A 21928-nucleotide genomic window follows, 5' to 3' on the forward strand; every position below is an offset into this window, starting at 1 on the left:
ACGATGGAGAGGAGAAGAGCATGCTGCAAGAACGTATCGCCCGCAGTGCATGGTATAACGAGACTGTCCCAAAGCTGTTCGCTACCACTCGTACCACGTTCCCGGACAAGGCGGCGCTGGTCTACGAAGGACGGGAGATGAGTTACCGGGCACTAGGCGACGAAGTGGACCGGTTGTCGCAAGCTCTGTTGAATCTCGGCATCGGAAAGGGGGATGTTGTCTCCACTCTGCCAAGTCCTACGCCCGAGTTTGTCAGCCTGTACCTGGCAACATTGCAGATCGGCGCAGTGGTCAACCCATTGAACCTGCTGTGGGGAACACTTGAACTCTCCGGCGTGCTCCCGCGCAATGCACCGAAACTCATCGTCATTGTGCACCGGTACGGGGGACGAGATTATCTGCAGCTGCTGTGCGAGGCCCTGCCGGATCTGGTCTTTAATGGGCAGGGAAGAGTCTCGTCAGCGGCCGTACCATCCTTGCAGTACATGGTCGGCGTGAGCCGCACCAACGAACGCGACGAACAGTTCCTTGATTTCCATACCCTGCTCGGGCAGGTGACATCCGTTGATCATGAACGGCTGGACAAATTGCGGACCGCAGGTAGGCCCGATGATATCCAGTTCATCTGTCAGACGTCAGGGACCACCGGGTTGTCAAAAAGCGCTTTGTGGGACCATCGTCCACCGCTTGCCGCCGTCAACTTTGCTGCCAGGTCACTGGCGTATACGGAGCAGGAACGTTTTCTCAATCTGTCTCCGTTGTTCCACAACAGCGGGCTCTTCGCGATTAACCTGAATCTGGTCCTCAGCGGAAGCACGCTGTATCTGATGGAGTCTTTTAACGCGGAAACCGCGGTGCAACTGGTCGATCGTCATCGCATCACAGCGACATCTGGCTTCGAGGCGCACTGGCAGGGAATGCATCGGGTTCCAGGCTTCAAGGACTACGCATTTACTATCGACAAGGCTATAGTGGCGGGCGACCCGGCCACAATTGATCTCGTTCGTGCGATGTGTCCGGCGGGCGCGACCGTCACAGGCCTGTATGCCCAGACGGAGAATGGCCCCCTGATTTCGCTTGGCGATCACGATTGCATGGACGCGGGACTGAATAAACATACGCATGGCCGTCCGCTTCCCGGCGTGCAGGTCGTGATCAAGAATCCTGACACCGGAGAGCGCATGCGACAGGGCGCAGGTGGTGAAATCTGCTACCGCAGCCCGTTTATGTTTCGCGGATATCTCAATCAACCGGATGAAGCCGCCAAGGCCATTGACACAGAAGGCTATTTTCACAGTGGTGACTATGGCCATCTCGACAATGGCTATCTGACTTATCTCGGCCGGCTCGGAGGTGTCGTCAAATCTGGTGGCGAAAACGTGTCCACGACCCGCGTGAGCACCTTGCTGCTGGACGTATTCCAGAACCGGTTCGATGACGTCAAAACGGTTGGAATTCCGGATCCTTACTGGGGGGCGCGTGTGATCAGTTTCGTAAGAACCCGGGAAGGCACATTGCTCGAAAGCGATGCCATGTTGCGCGAAGCTTGCAAGGGAAAAATGGCGTCGTACGAGATCCCACGCAACTTCCTCACTTGGGAAGGAGAATGGCCGATGTCACCAGAAGGAAAAATCGACTTCTCGGTGCTGCGAAGCGTCGCGCAGTCGCGCTTTTCGAACATCTGAAAAAGAAGCTTATTTTTGAAGCGTCGTGGCAGAGAGATTGCAGCTATCTGACGCAAGCTCACGTTGCGGCTATCACATAGACTGTATCTGCGGATATGGCGGTGCTCAGTTGGGAAAGTTTAGGTGCGAAACATTACGAAGATGCGAATTTCTGCCCACCCTTACTAAGTCTGTATCCCCCTTCGTTTTGGTAGAAAGAGCCAGAAAATGAATCTGCGTAATCTCCCTGCAGACGTACGGCCAGGTGTCGGATCTGGCCTCGTTCCCGCCATTCTTATCGTTATGGTCGTGATGGGAATTCCCTTATTTCACACAACAAGAATGTATGCATTCAAGAGTTTGAAAAGACCAATGGCAAGCTGATGTTGAGGGCGGCAATGAAGAGTGCGCTGTTGGCAACGCGCGACGAGTAAATAAAATGGCCATGTCGGCGTCGCATGGCGCGGATCTCGGTAGCGGAGCGGTAACAATAGTAGTACAAACAATGGCTCAATCAAGAGCAGTTTGAGTATGGTCGCCGACGTTAGTGGTGTTATAGATGGGATCGCGTTTCAAACAAACATCTTAGCGCTAAATGTTTCGGTGGAAGATGCCCGCGCGGGGGAGCGGGGATGTGACTTTGTCGTTGTGCTTCAGAAGTACGCAACATTCAGCTATGGCCGCCAAGGAGATCAAATCATGCTTCATTTGCCCGGTATTTTTTCTCATGAAATGAATGCGCTTCTCGAGGCGCTCAGACGTGATCTACGAGCCGAGCAAACTAAGTCGCTCGCCTGGACACCACATGCAGATTTTCATCGCGCCAATGTTAGAAACGCCATGCGCCTGCTTGAAGCGCTAAATCCTCGAGGGCTACATCGGCAGAAGTTTTCAGATATCACGAGCGGGAAATAACAGCCAGCGGACAACAATGTCCCGAAAAAATCGACCTTTTGGATCTTCCGCCTTTGCCAGGGCCTGCAAACCACGAGGAACGTCTTGTACGTTGTTAGCATCTGTATCACCGCCCATAATTTCGACCGTAGTTATCTCGTTTCGGATTGTCCAAAGACCGATGGGCGCGTGATTGACTTGTTGTCGACTGAGTTCCTGCGCTTGCCGTCGTACATTAGTATTGAAGCCAGTTGTCTTCGGATCGCCGATTGGACAATTGTTGTCCTGAGACAATCGTACTTGGAGTAACGAATGGGCCCTCCGCTGTGACTACTACTGCGCGTTCAGGATATAGGTGACATTAGGGTTTCAGGCCAGCCTGCTTCCAAAACGATGCTATCAATCCGACGCGACGCTGCATAGATTTCAGGCGACTGCAGGCGAACGCCTTGACCTCGCTAATCGTGCTGCGACATAAGTTGCCTAGTTCTCGTTGCTTCATATAGGCCCAGATGTATTCAGACCGGTTGAGTTTAGGTGCGTAGCCAGGCAAATAGTCGACAACGACCTTTCCCGATGTTGACTTCAGATAATCGGCAACAAGCCTGCTTTTATGCTGAGGCAGACCATCCCAAATAACCAGCAGTTTCCGATGAAGTTTCTTGTGCAGCGTCTTCAGAAAATGCACGAGCTCAGGTTTGCCAATCGGCCCGTACACCAATCGGAAATAGAAATTACGCACACCCAGCGCAGCAATCACCGTCAGCTGCTTCCCGTTGAAACTGTGCCGCAGTACCGGTGTGCATCCCACCGGTACGATGTCTTGATTCGAGTAGGCCTCTCACTCAAGCCGCTCTCGTCGATGAAGAGCAGGATTCTTCTCTCCCGGCGGGCTTTTTTTGAGCGTTTGAATCACTTCAGACCGAAACAGCATACCGATGTAGCGAGAGAAAGTCGCGTGAGAATGGGCGCATTCAGGTACCTATTTCGACACTGGCGCGGGCTGCTTCAACGAATTGGATTCACTGTACGTTTGACACCAACATGTCGTTGCACAGTGGCGGTTGCGACACCGCAAGCGGCTTGGTGCAGGAAGGAAGCGATAGTACTGCAAAGGCGCATGTTGGTATGCCGATAGGTGATTAGGAGCCGAAAAGCTCGAACTAAGAACGGCCCTAATTCCCGGGGAGCACGTCTGAAGTGCCCCATAACTGACCAATAGAACTACTGGATAGGCAAGATTACTTGCCAAGTGCGGCTACGACAGCGTTCGAAAACTCACGGGTGCCCATCGTCCCGCCGATGTCTGCGGTTCTTGTCGCAGGGTTCTCGAGCGTCGCATCGACCGCCGCGTCAATCTTGCGGCCCGCCTGCAGCAATGCAGCAGAGTTGTGCTTTTCACCGAGCCAAGTGAGGAGCATGCCAACCGACAGAATCATCGAAGTTGGATTCGCCTTGTTCTGTCCCTGGATATCGGGCGCGGAGCCGTGTTGTGCTTGGGCGCAGCACAGGCTATCGCCGGCCATGATTGAGCCACCCAAGCCAAGACTACCGGACAGTTCGCTTGCGAGATCGGAGAGGATGTCCCCATAAAAGTTTGTGGCCACAACGACATCGAAGCGCGAGGGGTCGCGTACAAGGTACGCTGTCGACGCGTCGACGAGAAGGTCATTGAGCTTGACTTCGGGGAAATCGAGCGCCACCTTGCGGACTTCCCGCAGGAAGAGGCCGTCAGTCATATGGAAGCTATTGGCCTTGTGGATTGCTGTGACCTTCTTGCGGCGTTTCATCGCAAGTTCAAACGAGCGCCGGGCAATGCGCGCGCAGCAATGTGCGGTGACCTTGCGAACGGAAAGGGCCATGTCAGGGGACGGCATCATCTCGCCCCATCCTAGATACATATTTCGGTCAGGATAAAAACCTTCGGTAGCCTCGCGCATGATCACCAGGTCCATTTCCTTTCCCGTTTTGTTGAGAAAAGGGCGGGTCCTTGACGGGCGTACGTTGGCGTACAGATCGAGGCCTACGCGAAACGCTGCGGATATGTTCTTACCACCTTTGTCCGGCGCAGGATAGTCGGCATGGGATTGGGTGCCGAGAATCAGGCCGTCATATGTTGGTGCCTTCTCCATGACTTCGTCACTTGGGGTCGTACCGTATTTTTCGAGGCTAGCAAAACCGATGTCCTCATAGTCCAGCTGAAGATTGAGGTCCAGAGCGTGGTTAACCGCGTTTAGCACCTGAACAGATGCGGCCACGATTTCCGGACCAATTCCGTCGCCGGGCAACACGAGAATACGCATTTTTATTCCTTTCAAATGTAATTAGATTTATCCCTGTGCCGTTTGTGTCGGCGGGATCATGGCCTGCCAGCGGCACGATTACCTTACGGCCGCCTGGGGCAACAAACCACTCGCGGAGTTGTGTTACCGTCCGGGATTCGGAGTGGCAAACACAATCGAAACGGGACTTCCTGTCCCAATTACCTGCCCTGAGGGAGCCAAGTGGCCTGTCTCCTGATGAATATGGAACTGTACGATCGTATGACTGCTTTCATTGGCAACGTACATAAATAGTCCGTCCGGATCAAGGCACATGAAACGAGGACAAATTCCCTGACTTCCGGTCCAGCCGATCTGCGTAAGTTCACCGGTTCCCTCATCAACACTAAACTGAAGAATACTGTCGTGTCCGCGATTCGACGCGTACAGAAAGCGGCCACTCGAGGAAACCGTAATGGCTGCCCCCGTGTTGTCTCCGAAGTAGTTGGAGGGAATAGTGGGAATAATCTGCAGAGGCGTCAGCCGGCCGCTATCCGCATCGAATCGATAAGCAGTGACCGAGGAGTCCAGCTCATTCATGACATAGGCATATGGCAAGGTCGGATGAAAGGCAATATGCCTTGGTCCTGCGCCACTGCGTGCTTTAACCTGACTCAGTGGTTCAGGTACCAGATTCCCGCTATCAGGCTCGAACCGAAATACGAATAGGGTATCGACTCCCTTGTCTGGAACCACTACGTATCGTCCGGATGGGTCAAACGCTGCCTGATGAGGATGCGGTGATGTTTGTTGTGTCTTGTGCGGCCCAGGAGGGCCAATGACTTCGATGAGCGAATTCAGCGGCTCAAGCGATCCATCTTGGCTCAGGGGCAGGGTGGCGATACTTCCTGTCGCATAGTTGGCAACGATCAGGAGTCGGTTCGCCGGATCGGTGACGAGATGAACTGGATTGGAGCCGCCGGTCGATTGCTGATTCAAGAATCTGAGCAGTCCGGTCTTTGCGTCTATGGCCAGGGCGCTGACTGCATCCATGTCACCATGCACCGTATACAGCGTTTGGTGATCTCGGCCTAGTGCGAGAAAAGAGGGATTGACGAGATCACCAACCAGTTGGAGATGTGTCCATTTTCCACTTTCTGCATCAATAGCATAGACATTGACACCGTTGCCCTGGGCATTGCGCTGCCTGGTGGTCCGCGAGCCGACATAGGCATACATTGGGCTTGCTTTGGAGGTGCTTATTGTTTGTTCAAGCGTCATGGTGTTTTTACTCTATTCGATGGTGCCCTTTCGGGCACCATCTGCCTTTTACTTTACCGTGTCAGCGGGAACCCGGAAGCTGTAAGGCAGTTTCGCGTAAGCCGAAGGATCAATTTCATGACAAACCGTCCCCGCGTCATAAATGCGGTAGCAGCGCCCGCTTGAATGTACAGTGCCAATGGCTGTGTCGTGAGAGGACATGGCAGGGTGCCTTGAAAATGGGAGGGTGCGATTAATCGCGGTGTCGACTATAATGCATTATGTGAAAATACAATGCAAACACATTTGTCGATGCAGGCGGGAGTGCCAAGCGCGCCATCTGCTCCTGGTATCCCCGAATCGACCGGATTTTTGTTAATGTAGTGAGTCGTCCTTATAGGTCACTATGGCACTAACTACCCTTCAAACCCGTGTCTTGCGGGAAATCATCGTCTACGCCCGTCGAGAAAATCTTCCGGCCGGCACCCACTTGGCGGAAGCATTTCTCGCTCAAGTCGTTGGCACGTCGCGGTTTCCGATCTCGGCAGCATTGGCCCATCTGGCCGAAATTGGTTTCGTCAAACATGACCGCAACCGTGGCTATTTCTTGGCTGTTCCAGCATCGGAACTGGCGAACGCCGCGCAGGAATGGTCAGCCGCTGCTGAAGATCCGTTGTACTTGCACATCGCGCAAGATAGACAGCGTGGCCGGCTGCCTGATGTCGTCAATGAATCCGACTTGATGGAGCAGTTTGGCGTGACCCGCGCAGCCCTTCGCAAGGTCTTGTCGAGGATTCAGCAGGAGGGGTGGATCGAGCGGCGCACCGGGCATGGTTGGGAATTCCTGTCCATGATTGATTCACCGGAGGCTTACGAAGAGAGTTATGCGTTACGCATTGCCATTGAGCCCGCCGGCATTCTCAGTCCCAAATTCAGGCTCGACATGCCGGCCCTTGAGGCTTGCCGTCGGCAGCAGGAATTTATTGCGGCAGACGGCTACCGGACCATGACGCCAATTGAGCTTTTTGAGGCCAATGCCCGTTTCCACGAGACGATAGCGGACTTATCGGGTAACCGGTTCATCCTGCAGACAGTTCGCCGCCTCGACCAGTTGCGCCGGCTTGTCGAATATATGCAGGCAGAGAAGCGGTTACCTCGCCGGGCTCAGGCGGAAGAGCACCTGGCGATATTGGACGCCCTCACCAAGGGCGACTTTTTGGGCGCGGCTACGCTGATGCGAGATCATCTGGACGGCGCTCGTCGACAGAAAGCCTTGACAGCCACGTTCAGCGAGAAGGCCGCATAGTTGGCTGCAGACTAGCTCGTTTTTTTATTCTTCTGCGGTTTCTCACCATTCCCGACAGCCTAGTTCGGGAATGTCCTCACTCCCTTTCCCCCACTAGTGTAGTGCTTTCGAAATCATTGAACTATGTTCCCTGCGCGTTGCCATAACATCATTCTTTGAGCGGAGCGAATGATGAACGAGGCCACGACGATCAAGTTGAGCGGTGAACAGCGCAGTGAACTGGAGCGCCGCGTGAGGTCGCAGACGATCGATGCGCGGGCTGCCCGGCGCGCACGAATCGTTTTGCTGGCGGCTGACGGCGTGGGCAATCATGAAATCGCCCGGCGCATGGAAATCAGTCGGGGCCAAGTCATCGCGTGGCGTCGCCGGTTCGCGCAAGGCGGCGTCGCCGCCATTGACGGCGACCTGCCGCGCAGCGGGCGCAAACGGCGGATTGACGCCGCCGAGATCGTGCGCCTGACCACGCAGACGGCGCCGAAAGGCGCGACGCACTGGAGCACGCGCACCCTCGCGGCGGAGATGGGCATATCCGACACGACGGTCCACAAGGCATGGAAAGCCCATGGCCTCAAGCCGCATCTGGTCGCCACGTTCAAGGTTTCCCGCGACCCGAGATTCGCGGAGAAGCTGGAAGACATCGTCGGGTTGTACCTCAGTCCGCCGGAGCATGCGCTGGTGTTGTGCTGCGACGAAAAAAGCCAGGTGCAGGCGCTCGATCGCACGCAGCCGGGACTGCCGTTGAAAAAAGGCAAAGCCGCGACGATGACCCACGATTACAAGCGGCATGGCACGACCACGTTGTTTGCGGCAATGTGCACGCTCGACGGCGCCGTCATCTCGCGCTGCGCGCAACGGCATCGCCATGGCGAGTGGCTGGACTTCCTGCGTCAAATCGATCGGGAAACGCCGAAGGAAAAGGAACTGCATCTGATCTGCGACAACTATGCCACCCACAAGCATCCCACCGTGCGGGCGTGGCTGGAGAAGCATCCGCGCTTCCATCTGCACTTCACTCCCACCTCCGCCTCCTGGCTCAACATGGTCGAACGCTTCTTCCGCAGCCTGTCGACCGATCGTCTGGAGCGCGGCGTGTTCAGGAGCGTGCCCGAACTGATTGCCGCCATTGACGAGTACATCGCTGTGCATAATGAAAATCCCAAACCCTTCGTCTGGACTGCCAAGTCCAATGACATCCTGCAAAAAGTCATTCGCGCCAACCGCCGCCTTGGTTCAAAGAAAAACGAAGCACTACACTAGCCTGTAATTCTGCAGCGTCGCCTCTCGAATAGGAGACTGTTGCCGTTCGCCATGATTTTTTTACGGCGCAAGCATTGCTTGCCGCAGTTGTAGCGACACACCGAAAAATGAAGATTGAAATGCACGAGAACGTTTGACATTTTTGTTTGTGCATTCTATGCTCACAAAAAGCAAAAACAAATGAGCAGTAAAGCTATCCCGATCCAGGAGATGTTAATGAAAAGCACTCGTTATGCCGCGCTTGGTGCAGTTGCAGCCAGCTGTATGTCTATCGCCTTATCTGCCCTGCCTACCGCGGCAATTGCCGATGCGAAATATCCAACGAAGCCGGTCACGCTGCTGGTCCCGCAGCCGCCGGGCGGCGACGCAGACGCGATCAGCCGTAGCCTGCAGCCCAAGATGCAGGAAGTGCTGGGTCAGCCGATCATTATTGACAATCGTGCAGGCGCCGCAGGCAATATCGGTACCGCGGCTGGCGCCAAGAGTGCGCCTGATGGTTACACGGTGACGTTCGTTAACCAGAGTACGATGGCCTTTAATCCCACCTTATACGGCAATCCCGGCTATAAACTGGATCAGTTCGATCCGGTCACGCTGCTAGCGGCAGTCAACTTGGTCGTCGTCGCCCACCCGTCTTTGCCTGCGAATAACCTCAAGGAGTTTTTGGAACTGGCGCGCAAGGAGCCAGGCAAGTATTCCTATGGTACGGCAGGCAATGGCAGTGCGAACCATTTGGCTGGCGAAATGCTCAAGACAATGGCCAAGGTCGATGTCATGCATGTCCCTTACAAGGGCGGCGGTCCGGCATTGATTGGTGTTGTTGGCGGCGAGATCAACACGATGGTTGCCTTTCCCTTGGCGGCGATTCCCCATATTAAATCTGGAAAACTAAAAGCATTGGCGGTAACAGGAGCCAAGCGTTCCCCCGCCCTCCCGAACGTGCCCACGGTCGCCGAAAGCGGGGTCCCGGGTTATCAATTCGAATCATGGTTTGGTTTTGTTGTGCCGAAGGGTGCGCCTGCTGATGTCAAGAACAAGATTCATAACGCGACCGTGGCCGCGCTGAAGACGCCGCAGGTGCAGGAGCGACTGACCGCCAGCATGACAGAGCCTATCGGCCAAGGGGCAAATGAATTCGCCAGCCTGATCTCACGTGAATCGGCGCAATGGTCGCAGCTGATTCGACAGTACAACGTCAAAGTTGACTGATTAAAGAGACCGCCACGGTGACTGCCTGCCTCCGCAGGCAGTCACCGGGTCTGCTTGATGTTTGCGTTAAGCAGAACATTTAGTCCGGCGTTATCCAAGGATGAAAACTGACGCCGGCTGCCCATCCCTCGCTACTAAAACCTTATAAGGAGATTCATCCATGTACAAGGCATTCAACCGTTACATCTGCCGTGCGATGACAGTGGTCGCGCTTGCCGCAGCTATTCCAGCACATGCACTCGATACCGTGAAATTCATGGCACCAGGATCCGCTGGCGGCGGTTACGATCAAACGGCGCGGACACTGGGGAAAGCGATGCAGGAAGCCGGCATGGCTAAAGGCACGACCTATGAAAATAAGGGTGGTGCTGGCGGCACCTTGGGTCTTGCGCAATTCGTCAATAGCACCAAGGGAGATGTCAACGCGCTGTGCGTGGTTGGCGCGATCATGGTGACCGGTGTGGTTCAGAACAATCCGCAAATCACGCTTGCCAATGCAACACCAATCGCCCGCCTGTTCACTGAGTACAACATCATCGCGGTCCGCAAGGAATCCCCCTATAAAACCCTGAACGACCTGATGGCAGATTTTAAGAAGGATCCGGCCAACGTCAAATGGGGTGGTGGATCGAAAGGGTCGGTTGACCATATCGGCATTGCTGAACTTGCCGGAAAGCTTGGCGTACCAGTCACCAAAGTTAACTACATCGCCTTCGGTGGTGGCGGTGAAGTCATCGCGGCGGTGCTGGGCGGCCATATTAGTGTAGTCACCGGTGGCTATGCCGAACTCGCTAAGTATGTGCAGGCAGGACAGTTGCGCGTGTTGGGTGTTGGTTCGCCCGAGCGTTTGCCTGGTCTGAACGCGCCCACGCTGAAGGAACAGGGTATTGATATTGCTATCGGTAACTGGCGCGGTGTGTACGGTGCAAGCGGCTTGACTGCAGAGCAGCGTAATGCCCTGACTGATGCTGTGGTTGCCGCAACCAAGACCAAGACATGGCAAGAAGCCGTAAAAACCAACATGTGGACGCCCGGGATCCTGATTGGTAACGATTTCTCCAAGTTCGTCGACGATGAGCATACCCGTCTGCGTGGTTTGCTGGCTAACGTAGGACTGATCTAAATGAGCCTGCACACTTCGATTGAAGCCAACATGGGGACTACCAGCCGCATACATTTCCGCCAGCTGGCGATCGGAGTGTTTCTCCTCATCGTCGGCGCGGTGCTTGCCTATGGGGCAAAGCACTTCCCAGTTGACAAGGGGTATTCCATTCTTGGCCCCCATGTTTTCCCGATGGCCATCGCAGGCTACCTGTTTTTGGTAGGCAGCCTGTTGTCCTGGCAAGCGGTGTCGGGCGGTTTTCATAATCTGGATGCCGACGATGATGCTGACGCAGGCGGAGCAAAGGTGAGTAACAAGGCGGGTACGTTCTGGGTGTCTTGTGGAATTCTAGTCGAGGCACTGCTGATTACTCAGATCGGCTTCGTACTTGCGTCATCCATTCTCTTTGCGCTTGCTGCACGAGGCTTTGGCAGCAAGCGTCCGTTACGGGATGTAGGAATTGGCTTGGGGTTGACATTGCCGCTCTTCTGGCTCTTTACCAGCGGCCTCGGTCTCGCACTCCCATCGCTCGTCGGTCCCTGGATCTAAATTATCATGTTCGACATTCTTACAAGCCTGATGGCAGGCTTTGCTGCCGCTCTGACGCCGTACAATTTGATGTGGGGTTTTCTTGGCTGCCTCCTCGGTACGGCAATCGGCGTTCTGCCAGGCATTGGACCGGCTCTGACAGTCGCGGTGTTATTGCCATTGACGGCAAAGGTTGACCCGACCGGTGCCCTGATCATGTTTGCCGGGATTTACTACGGGGCACAATTCGGCGGGTCTACAACGTCCATCCTGATGAATGCGCCGGGTGAGTCGTCGTCTATGGTAACCGCCATGGAGGGCAACCTGATGGCGCGAAACGGCCGGGCCGGGCCGGCACTGGCTACCGCCGCCATTGGCTCCTTTTTCGCTGGCACGATCGCGACCATTCTTTTGACATTTGTAGCGCCTTTTGTCGCCGAAGTGGCATTGAAATTCGGTCCGGCCGAGTATTTCACCATCCTGATTTTCGCCTTCACAACCGTCTCCGCGGTGCTGGGCGCCTCGATGTTGCGTGGCATGGCTTCACTTGGTATCGGTCTCGCCATCGGACTGATCGGCATGGACTCCATCTCTGGTACCGCCCGCTACACATATGGTGTCCCTGAACTGGTCGACGGTATCGAGGTGGTCCTGGTGGCGGTCAGTCTGTTCGCGGTCGCAGAGGCGCTTTATAGCGTAATGTATGACAACGGGGCAGATGGTAAGCAGAACCGGATGTCATCGTTGTGGATGACTCGAGAGGACTGGAAGCGCTCAGTGCCTGCATGGATCCGGGGAACGGCGCTTGGCTTTCCTTTTGGTTCGATTCCAGCCGGTGGAGCGGAAATCCCGACCTTCCTGTCGTATTCGACCGAACGGAAACTGACCAAGCACCCTGAAGAATTTGCCGCCAACAAGGGCGCCGGCGCCATTGAAGGCGTTGCCGGTCCGGAAGCTGCAAACAATGCCTGCGTGACCGGATCGCTGGTGCCACTTCTGACGCTGGGTATCCCGACATCGGCAACAGCGGCGATCCTGCTTGCAGCATTTCAGAACTACAACCTGCAACCCGGTCCGCTGCTATTTCAAACCTCAGCCGACATCGTCTGGGCACTGGTCGCCTCGCTGTACATCGGTAATGTGATTCTGCTGCTGCTCAACCTCCCGCTGGTTGGCGTGTGGGTTCGCTTGCTGTCGATTCCAAGGCAGTATCTGAATGCCGGCATTCTGGTCTTCGCCACTATTGGTGTCTTTAGCATGCGCCAGTCGTCGTTCGATCTGCTGCTGATGTTTGCCATTGGTTGGGCAGGTGTACTTATGCGCCGTTATGACTTCCCCGTAGCACCCGTCATTGTCGGTATGTTGCTCGGGCCAATGGCAGAAAAGCAGCTGCGTAATGCGCTCTCCATTAGTCAGGGCGATTGGCTAGTGTTCGTTACGCAACCGCTGTCGGCTTCTATCCTCGCAGCAACATGCATCGTCCTGTTTGTGCCTATGTACTTGCGCAAGCGTGGCGTACAACTGCATGAAGATGACTAACCGCGGTCAGGCGATGAGCGTGCCAAAGAATCGCAGTCAGCAAGCCCGTAGCTATCTCGACGCATTTGTCGAAGATAGGACGTTGGGCGGATTTGTCGACGATGCGTTGCGTCGCCACGGAATATCAGGCGCAACAGTTGCGCCGCCGGGAAACTTAGCCAGCGGCCAATAACCGAAGCATTTGGCGCAGACGGGCGGAAGAGTGCATGTCATTGACACATGCAGGGGAAGTTCTGTCCGACGGTACTCGATCTGTAACGGTGAGGATATGTGCGCTCGCATTTCTCAGCGCTCCGCATCACGCATAGACCGGGAACACATAGACCGTATCGGGAATATCACTTTAGTAGTACCAGGCAGTGAAGCAGCAAAAAAGCGGTTTTAATCAACCAATAATCAACAAACCTCAGGAGGATTAATGAACAAACACCTGGCTATGGCCGCCTTCGGTGCATTGACGGTGACGGGAGCATTCGCCCAGTCCAATGTCACAATTTATGGCGTGGTCGATGTCGGCATTTCGCGTGAAGATAACGGCGCAGCGGCGGGTAACGTCTGGCGCATGGATAGTGGCATTCAGTCGGGAAGCCGTGTCGGTTTTCGCGGTACGGAAGACCTCGGTGGCGGACTGCGTGCTAACTTTGTTCTTGAAAATGGATTCAGTACTGACACCGGTACCTTGGGACAGGGCGGTCGGTTGTTCGGCCGCGAGGCGACTATCGGCTTATCGGGCGGATTTGGTGCAGTCAAACTGGGTCGTCAGTTCAATCCAATCTTTAAAGTCATCGATAATTTTGAACCGTTTGGTACAGGCCTGGCCGGTGATGCGGCTCGTTTGTTCTCGACCTATGGCATCCGTGCCGATAACGCGATAGATTACATCACGCCGACAATTGGCGGTTTCACCGGCGAACTGCAATATGCGCTCGGCGAAGTAGCTGGCAATTCTTCCGGCGCACGCCAGGTCGGCGGCACCATCAACTATGCACAGGGACCGTTCGCAGCTGCGCTGTCCTTCCATCGCCAGAACAATGCAACAGGTACCGACGACGCCAAAACCACTTTGCTGGCCGGCACCTATGATTTTCGGTTTGTCAAAGCCCATGCGATGTACGCGATTAACAAGGGCGTGGGAACGCTTGACACACGTGATGCGCTCGTCGGTGTGTCGGTGCCAGTTGGGGCAGGCAAGCTGATCGCCGATTATATTCATAAGGACGACAAGCTTGTTGCGAACGGCGACGCGGATCAGGTTGCCATCGGCTACGTGCATCCTCTGTCGAAGAGAACCAATCTCTATACGTCGTATTCACATACCTCTAATGACGCTGCTGCTGCATATAACGTCGCTGCACCAGGACGCAGCGACAAGCTCTTTAATGTAGGCATCCGCCACCGTTTCTGAGATAGGTGAGCGTTGGCAAGCGCAGACCACATTGGCATGGCTACACTTGTACGGCACTCCGGGTGATATAAACAGTCGGTATCACCCGGGACAATCAAAACAGGCGGACAACGAGGGAACCGTAATGAAGGTAGGAAATCGTCTTGCGATCGGATTCGGCGTCGTTCTGGTTCTTGCCATTGGAATGAACATAGCAGGCATTTTGCGATTGCAGGATAACGTCGGCGCGTTGAATGCATTGATGGAAAGACCACTCGTCAAGGAAAGATTGATTTCCGATTGGTACCGCAATATCTATGGAGGCATTCTGCGGACAAAGGCCGTGGCCAAGAGCGATAGCGATACCATGAGCCTGGTGTTTGCCGACGATGCGGCTGCGTCCGAGAAGAGTTCGGGTGAATTGCGCAAGAAGATTGAAAGCTTGCTCGACACGCAGGTCGAGAAAGATCTATATGTAAAGACCATCGAAAGCCGCAAGCGCTTTGTGAGCGTGCGTGACACCATCACGCGATATAAGCAGCTTGGAAGGGTATCAGAAGCACAGCAACTCTATGAGTCCGAATTTCTTCCTGGCGCAGCGGCGTATCAGGATTCCATCAAGAAGCTGCTCGATCTGCAGCGCGCGACGATGGACAGCATAGCGGCGGATATTGAAGAGAATGCGTCCACCAGTATGCAGTGGCTCATTGCGCTCGTGGTCATCGTGTTCTTGGTCGGCGTACTGTGTTCCTGGCATATAGCTCGCGGCATCACGCGGCCGCTTCGAGACGCCTCCTTATTGGCAAAGACAGTAGCGCAGGGTAACCTGAGCAGTCCAATAGCTGCGACAGCTGACGATGAAACCGGCCAGTTAATGGCCAGTTTGAAAGAAATGAAGGATGGGTTGGCAGAGATTGTGTCACGGGTAAGGACCGAAGCTGTGCAAATTGCAACCGTCGCACATGAGATTGCTGCAGGTAATCAGGATCTGGCCACGCGAACGGCAGAACAGGCGAGTGCTCTTGAGGAATCGGCGGCAACACTGGAGCAGTTCGCAGCATCGGTAAAGCAGAATGCCGAACATGCGAGCCACGCGAACCAGCTTGTCGAGGCGGCGTCCGCCGTCGCCCAGGACGGAGGAGTGATCGTGGCAGACGTTGTTCGGACGATGTCCTCGATTCATGATTCGTCAAATCGGATGTCCAATATCATCAGTGTTATCGACGGCATAGCATTTCAGACGAATATATTGGCGTTGAACGCTGCCGTCGAGGCCGCACGTGCAGGTGAGCAGGGGCGGGGATTTGCTGTCGTTGCAAGCGAGGTGCGGGCATTGGCTCAGCGCTCGGCATCTGCGGCACGTGAGATCGCAGACCTTATCCAGATGTCCAAGGCCAAGGTTGCAGAAGGCAGTGAACTGGTGACTCGGGCCGGCGTCACCATTGACAAGGTAGTCCATAGCGTACGGGACGTGACTACCGTCATGGGTGAAATTGCCGCAGCCAGCCATGAGCAGTCGAGCGGCATCGATCAACTCAATCGCGCCATTACAGAGATCGAACGTACAACGCAGCAAAATGCGGCTCTTGTCGAACAAGCAAGTGCGGCTGCGGAATCCATGCGCAATGGCTCGATGACGCTGACAGATACGGTAAGTATCTTCAAAACGGCAAGCGCAGTCTAAACCGCAGATGGCTCTGGTGTTGAGGTGCTCAATAACGTAGCCCGCCATGTCGTACGATTAATAGGATGTCTCCTCCCTTCCCAAAGTGGGGCTTCGCCTGCTGTCGCAAGACAGCAGGCTTTTTTACGCCTAAACGCTGCCCGATCCACCATCGCTTGACGCCCTGTAACACCGAGTTTGTACGGCTGGAAATCGGGCTGGCACAAACATTCTCCTTGTAAATAGCATTTTATATTAACAAAACGCTTAAGTTCTTGTGAATAAATGCCTGTGAGAGATTGTGGTGGGATAGTGAATGAGAGTTGGCGCAGGGATGTTTCAATAAAACTCGTACACGGTAAATTTGTCAGTGCATTATATATCCACAAAATGCTATAATGCCCTATCGATTCACTGATGCTGCGTTGATGAAATGGCGATCTTCCTGTGTTTGCCGTGACCTATCTAAAAAATTAAGTCGGCCATCCTGGCTGGCTGCGCATCACTGCTCATTTTGCCGTGCACCAAGAGAGGATGCACGGCCCCATTTAAGGAGAGTCAAGATGACGATCAGAACACCTTCCTCAGCTGCATTGCTCAAGCCTGAGACCCTGCCGACGCATGAGCGTGGCGGTGGTGCACGCACCACCCCCTTGGTCTCCAGGGAAATCGGCACGAGCAGTTTTATTACCGGTTATACCTCGTTCGACCCGGGTGTCGAGATCCCTTTCCATAGCCACAATTGCGAAGAAAGCGTGGTCTTGATGGAAGGCGAGGCGATCCTGGACATCGACGGCCTTGAATACCCATTAAAGGCGCATGACGTTACATATATTCCGCCGAATGTATCGCACCGTTTTCGCAATCTGTCGAAAACGAACCCAATGAAGATCCTCTGGATTTATGCCCGGACAGATGCGACACGCACTCTGACATCGACGGGGATCACGAATCCGGTGTCGGCCGAACACGCCAAAAAGTAAGGCGCAGGACAAGGTTTTTAACCGGGGTCGAGTTCCTTGGACGAAATGCGCTTCAGTCTGAAGCGCATGCGGCGGCGTGCTGCCTGGTCGCCGGGCTTATGCTGGCAAGACTCCTGCAGATCAATCTCATAACGACAATTGGAGACAGTGATGTTGGTCGTTCTCGGCTTCGGCATGATTACCGCTTTTATGTATCTGATCATGACCAAGCGCTTGACGCCGGTTGCGGCGCTGATCATTGTGCCTATTCTGTTTGGCTTGGCGGCCGGCGGCGGACTGGATCTCGGGAAGTCGATTGTTGACTCGATCAAGACAGTTGCGCCGACAGCTTGCTTACTGTTTTTCGCCATTATTTTCTTCGGCGTGATGATCGATGTCGGCATGTTCGATCCGCTGATTAAATTGATCCTCAAGTTCGTCCATCACGATCCTGTACGTCTGGTAATTGGCACCGCACTATTGACGACGATTGTGTCCTTGGACGGTGACGGCTCCACCACGTTCATTATCGTAACGTCTGCATTTTTGCCGATCTACCTGCGTCTTGGCATGAATCCCTGGGTGCTGACCTGCGTTGCGGCGACCGCAAATGGCATCCTCAATACCGTGCCTTGGGGAGGGTCGACAGCACGCGCCGCCGCGGCGCTCAAGTTGAATCCGGTCGATATCTTCATGCCCATGATTCCTGCGGTTGCGGCATCGATCGCGGCATTGCTGGCCTTCGCCTATCTACTGGGTCGTGCCGAACGCAAGCGGATAGGTCAGCTGCAACTCTTGCCGTCCGAAGGATTATTTAAACGCCCGGACTTGAATCGATCGACTGGTGGGACAGACGGATCAAGCGTGGCATCGCCGGCCGCTGGTCCTTCGCTCGTCACGGCGCAAATTTTCCCAAACACTGAAGACGAATTTTCGATCTCAATGTCAGCGGGGGCAGTAGTTCTGCATCGCCCCAATGCCAAGCCACAGCTTGCCTTGGTCAATGCACTGCTCACCCTTGTTGTGATGACATTGCTGGTGGCCGGGATTGTCCCGAGTCCGGTAGTCTTCCTAATGGCCGTCGCGCTTGCGCTGGTCATCAACTTCCCCAGGGTAGCCGAGCAGTCTGAACAGATCAAATCGCATGCGTCGAGTATTGTCGGCGTAGTCGGGATGGTCTTTGCCGCAACCGTTCTTACCGGTGTTCTCAGCGGCAGTGGCATGGTCGCCGCCATGGCCAAATGGCTTGTTACGGTCATTCCACCATCATGGGGCCCGCATCTTGCTGTGGTTACCGGATTGATCAGCATCCCGATGACATTCTTTACCAGTAATGACGCCTTCTATTTCGGTGTGCTGCCGATCCTCAGCGAAACGGCGTCGCATTACGGGATTACGCCAGTGGAAATGGCTCGCGCAGCACTGGTCGGTCAACCGCTGCACCAGTCCAGTCCGCTGGTGGCGTCATTCCTGCTTCTTGTCGGTCTGGCTAAGGTCGAACTTGGTGAGCACATGAAGAAGACCATCTGGCGCGCGATCGTGGTCGGACTTGTCATGCTGACGGTAGGTGCGCTCACCCAGGCTTTTCCTCTCTAAGTCAACTGCACCAAACGTGGGGAATGCAGCTGTCGAACTATTAAAGGAATACTCATATGTCAAATATCGTTAAGCCAGAGGAGCTGACCAAATTCGGTACGGCCGTATTGGTCAACACCGGGGTGCCGGAAGCTGATGCACATTTGCTTGCCGACAGTCTCGTCACGGCTGAACTCTGGGGGCATGCCTCTCACGGGATGCTGCGCCTGCCCTGGTATGTGGAGCGCTTGCGTCGCGGTGTGATGAGGCCAGTCACCGCCAGCAAACGTGTTATCGACAATGGCGCCATGGTGGTTGTCGATGGTTGTCATGGCATAGGCCAGGTGCTTACCGCCGAGGCAGTCGAGATCGGTGTCGAGCGCGCGCAACAGCATGGCATCAGTGCGGTTGGCATACGTAATTCCAATCATTTTGGTACTGCAGCCTATTTCACGCGGGAAGCTGCCAAGGCCGGCTGTGTAGCGCTGCTTGCCACTAACGCCAGTCCTGCCATGGCACCATGGGGTGGACGTGAAAAGACGATTGGCACCAATCCATGGTCGATTGCCGCACCGGCAGGGCAGCGCGGCGTGGCGGTCATGGACATAGCCAATACCGCAGTTGCACGCGGAAAGATATATCTGGCGGCAGAACGTGGTGTCGACATTCCAAATTTCTGGGCTGCGGATAAGGATGGCGTTCCAACGACCGACGCAAAGGCGGCTATTGATGGTCTGATCCTGCCGATGGCCGGTCACAAAGGGTATGTCATTTCCTTCATGATGGACGTGCTCGCTGGCGTACTCACTGGCAGCAATTTCGGCTCCAACGTGGCCGGCCCTTATGATCCTGACCGGGAAAGCGGTTGTGGTCATTTGTTGATCACTATCGATGTGAAATCGATGATGCCGCTTTCCGAATTCGGAAGTCGGATCGAAGCGCTCATTGCCGAGACCAAAGCAGTTCCCAAGGCAGCGGGCGTTGAAGAAATCTATTTTCCGGGCGAGCTCGAAGACCGCAACACCGCGATCCACCGTGAGCAAGGGATCAATATCACGGCGCATACCTGGGAAAGCCTCCAAAAGCTTGGTACCGAAACTGGGGTGGCGTTACCGGCCACGATTGACTCTCTCACTGAAAAGGAAGCGCACGCATGATCGCCTTGATTGTTACTCTTGATGTTTATCCGGAACGCCTCGATCAATTCCTGGCTGCCATTAAAGAAAACGCAGAGCGTACGTTTAATGATGAAGCGGGTTGTAAGTACTTCGACGTGACGCAGGATACGAAGAATCCGACCCATTTCATCTTTTATGAACTCTATGAGAATGAAGCGGCAATCGAAGCCCATCGCGCAGCACCGCATTTTGCGAAATGGCGGCAGGCAGCCGACGCATGCGTGGTAAAGGGAAGCCAGGTCAATACCTTCTGCACGCAACTTTTTCACCACGCCTGACCGGGCTGTCCACTACACGCAGGAATACGAAGCCATGACAAAACTTATCACTACAATTAATCCGGCGACTGGCGCTGAGTTACGCACCTATGAGGCATGGACGCCGGCACAGGTTGAAGCTGCGGCGGCCGCAGGCCACGCGGCGGCCCGGGCATGGGGCACGCAACCGCTCGACGTCCGTGTCGCGGCGGTGCGTCGCCTGGCACAGGAGCTGCGTAGACAAAGCAAGACCTTTGCCGAGCTGATTACTGCCGAAATGGGCAAGCCAATCGGCGAAGCCGCCGGTGAACTCGAAAAGTCTGCGGTGACGGCGCTTTACTATGCGGATAACGCCGATCGCATCCTTGAGGATGAAAAGGTCGCCATCGACGGGGTCGATGCGTGGGTCAGCTATGAACCGATCGGAATGGTGCTTGCCGTCATGCCATGGAATTTCCCGGTCTGGCAGGTCATGCGTTTCGCCATTCCCGCAATCACCGCTGGCAATGGTGTGCTGCTCAAGCACTCGCCGAATGTCACGGGATGCGCACTGGCGCTGGAAAAGCTCTTGCTCGACGCCGGTCTGCCGAAGCATCTGCTAACGACGTTGGTGATTGCCGAAGGCGATGTGCCGGAGACGATCGAACGACTGATCAACGATGACCGGATTGCTGCAGTCACACTAACCGGCTCCAATCGGGCAGGGGCGGCAGTTGGTGCGGCTGCCGGACGCGCGTCAAAGAAATCGGTGCTGGAACTGGGCGGCTCGGACGCGTTCGTGGTACTGGATGACGCCGATCTCCATGCGGCAGCGGCCGCTGCTGTCAAGGCGCGTTACCATAACTCCGGCCAAAGCTGCGTCTGCGCAAAGCGATTCATCGTTGCCGAATCCATCGCCCAGGAATTCACCGAATTGTTTGTCAAAGGCGCGTGCGCGCTGGTCGCCGGCAATCCTGCCGATGCCGCGACACAGATTGGTCCACTGGCCCGTGCAGACTTGCGCGATGCGCTTCACAGGCAGGTTGAGCGTTCCGTTGAAGCTGGCGCACTTTTGCTTGCAGGCGGCATGCCGGGTGAAGGTGAGGGCTATTACTACCAACCGACGGTTCTAGGCAATGTAACCCCCGGCATGGCAGCGTTCGACGAAGAAACGTTCGGCCCGGTTGCCGCAATTGCTGTTGCGAAGAACGATGAAGAGGCAATCCGTTTGGCGAATGCGACGCCGTTCGGTCTTTCGGTGAGTATCTGGACCTCGTCTTCCCAGCGCGGCGTGAAAGTGGCCAAGGGGATTACCAGCGGTGCAGCCTTCATCAATGCAATTACCGCCTCGGATGCCCGGGTTCCGTTTGGCGGCACCAAGAAGTCTGGCTATGGACGCGAGCTTGCTGCTGCAGGCGTGCGGGAATTCACCAATATCCGGACCTATTGGTCGGTAGTGGCGAAGTAAGCAAGAATCGGGGCCTGGCGTCCCAATTTTTATGGTTCTGTGGATCGGGCGTGAAGAAGCTGTTCCGATCCGCATAAACCAAGAAGTTGTGAAATGAAGTCAGATCGCCAGCCCCCTGTCCACGCCGAGCAATGGACTGAGCTGCCGCAACAATACGCACAGTAAATTATCGACGGACCGCGCGGCATTCTGATTTCCCTTTTTGTGCCGCTAATAAGAAGCCCTGAACTGATGGCTCATGCGCAACGTATGGGCGAATACAGCGGGCAGTCTCCGTCGCGAAGTCAGTCACCTGGCCGATAGCGCCCTCGCGTTAAATACGCGATACGGGAAGAGCCCATGAAGCGTTCCTCATCCCGAAAAACTCCTTGCAATGGAAAACGGAATACATACTTATATTGACGGTATGTCAATTAACTGCACCCCGCACGAAAATGTCGCC

Annotated in this window: 18 protein-coding genes; 15 read left to right on the forward strand and 3 right to left on the reverse strand. The window is 55.1% G+C overall.

The window, feature by feature from the left end; all coding sequences use genetic code 11:
• Window positions 1-20: 20 nt before the first annotated feature.
• Together D3871_RS18850 and D3871_RS31395 are read left to right on the forward strand one after the other, a co-directional pair.
• Complete coding sequence (locus D3871_RS18850; protein ID WP_119770615.1) at window positions 21-1685, forward strand: class I adenylate-forming enzyme family protein; 1665 nt, start codon at window positions 21-23, stop codon at window positions 1683-1685.
• A gap of 510 nt (window positions 1686-2195) precedes the next feature.
• Window positions 2196-2579, forward strand: a complete 384-nt coding sequence (locus tag D3871_RS31395) for a methyl-accepting chemotaxis protein (RefSeq protein WP_158597983.1) — start codon at window positions 2196-2198, stop codon at window positions 2577-2579.
• Between the two features lie 340 nt (window positions 2580-2919).
• Here the strand turns inward: D3871_RS31395 and D3871_RS18860 are convergent, their stop codons facing one another.
• The 3 genes from D3871_RS18860 to D3871_RS18870 form a co-directional block, all read right to left on the reverse strand.
• Window positions 2920-3369, reverse strand: coding sequence for a transposase (locus D3871_RS18860; RefSeq protein WP_158597984.1), 450 nt, complete (start codon window positions 3367-3369; stop codon window positions 2920-2922).
• 430 nt (window positions 3370-3799) lie between these two features.
• On the reverse strand, window positions 3800-4861 hold the full coding sequence (locus tag D3871_RS18865; protein WP_119770617.1) for an isocitrate/isopropylmalate dehydrogenase family protein: 1062 nt from the start codon (window positions 4859-4861) through the stop codon (window positions 3800-3802).
• Window positions 4862-4984: 123 nt separating this feature from the next.
• Window positions 4985-6100 (reverse strand): lactonase family protein, encoded by a 1116-nt coding sequence (locus D3871_RS18870; RefSeq protein ID WP_233575718.1) that lies wholly within the window; start codon window positions 6098-6100, stop codon window positions 4985-4987.
• Between the two features lie 385 nt (window positions 6101-6485).
• On the opposite strand from D3871_RS18870, the gene D3871_RS18875 reads away from it, so the two are divergent.
• From D3871_RS18875 to D3871_RS18935, 13 genes are all read left to right on the forward strand, one after another.
• The gene (locus D3871_RS18875) at window positions 6486-7385 is read left to right on the forward strand and encodes a GntR family transcriptional regulator (RefSeq protein ID WP_119770619.1); all 900 of its coding nucleotides are present in this window, start codon (window positions 6486-6488) and stop codon (window positions 7383-7385) included.
• Between the two features lie 171 nt (window positions 7386-7556).
• On the forward strand, window positions 7557-8642 hold the full coding sequence (locus D3871_RS18880; protein WP_119771405.1) for an IS630 family transposase: 1086 nt from the start codon (window positions 7557-7559) through the stop codon (window positions 8640-8642).
• A gap of 180 nt (window positions 8643-8822) precedes the next feature.
• Entirely contained in the window at window positions 8823-9851 is a 1029-nt protein-coding gene (locus D3871_RS18885; protein ID WP_119770620.1) for a Bug family tripartite tricarboxylate transporter substrate binding protein, read from the forward strand.
• Between the two features lie 160 nt (window positions 9852-10011).
• Window positions 10012-10974, forward strand: coding sequence for a tripartite tricarboxylate transporter substrate binding protein (locus tag D3871_RS18890; RefSeq protein WP_119770621.1), 963 nt, complete (start codon window positions 10012-10014; stop codon window positions 10972-10974).
• Window positions 10975-11502 carry a tripartite tricarboxylate transporter TctB family protein gene (locus D3871_RS18895; RefSeq protein WP_199724839.1) on the forward strand — a complete coding sequence of 176 codons (528 nt, stop codon included), beginning with the start codon at window positions 10975-10977 and terminating at the stop codon, window positions 11500-11502.
• 6 nt (window positions 11503-11508) lie between these two features.
• Entirely contained in the window at window positions 11509-13020 is a 1512-nt protein-coding gene (locus tag D3871_RS18900) for a tripartite tricarboxylate transporter permease (RefSeq protein ID WP_119770622.1), read from the forward strand.
• Window positions 13021-13438: 418 nt separating this feature from the next.
• Entirely contained in the window at window positions 13439-14425 is a 987-nt protein-coding gene (locus tag D3871_RS18905; protein WP_119770623.1) for a porin, read from the forward strand.
• A gap of 124 nt (window positions 14426-14549) precedes the next feature.
• Window positions 14550-16088 (forward strand): methyl-accepting chemotaxis protein, encoded by a 1539-nt coding sequence (locus D3871_RS18910; protein ID WP_119770624.1) that lies wholly within the window; start codon window positions 14550-14552, stop codon window positions 16086-16088.
• A gap of 542 nt (window positions 16089-16630) precedes the next feature.
• Window positions 16631-17050 carry a cupin domain-containing protein gene (locus D3871_RS18915; RefSeq protein WP_119770625.1) on the forward strand — a complete coding sequence of 140 codons (420 nt, stop codon included), beginning with the start codon at window positions 16631-16633 and terminating at the stop codon, window positions 17048-17050.
• Window positions 17051-17200: 150 nt separating this feature from the next.
• Window positions 17201-18625, forward strand: coding sequence for a CitMHS family transporter (locus tag D3871_RS18920; RefSeq protein WP_119770626.1), 1425 nt, complete (start codon window positions 17201-17203; stop codon window positions 18623-18625).
• A 56-nt stretch (window positions 18626-18681) separates the two neighbouring features.
• Window positions 18682-19761 (forward strand): Ldh family oxidoreductase, encoded by a 1080-nt coding sequence (locus D3871_RS18925; protein ID WP_119770627.1) that lies wholly within the window; start codon window positions 18682-18684, stop codon window positions 19759-19761.
• The gene (locus D3871_RS18930) at window positions 19758-20060 is read left to right on the forward strand and encodes a putative quinol monooxygenase (RefSeq protein WP_119770628.1); all 303 of its coding nucleotides are present in this window, start codon (window positions 19758-19760) and stop codon (window positions 20058-20060) included. The genes D3871_RS18925 and D3871_RS18930 overlap by 4 nt, the downstream gene beginning before the upstream one ends.
• Before the next feature lie 34 nt (window positions 20061-20094).
• Entirely contained in the window at window positions 20095-21486 is a 1392-nt protein-coding gene (locus D3871_RS18935; RefSeq protein WP_119770629.1) for an aldehyde dehydrogenase family protein, read from the forward strand.
• The last annotated feature ends 442 nt before the right edge of the window (window positions 21487-21928 follow it).

Source organism: Noviherbaspirillum saxi (assembly GCF_003591035.1).
Lineage (GTDB): Bacteria > Pseudomonadota > Gammaproteobacteria > Burkholderiales > Burkholderiaceae_D > Noviherbaspirillum > Noviherbaspirillum saxi.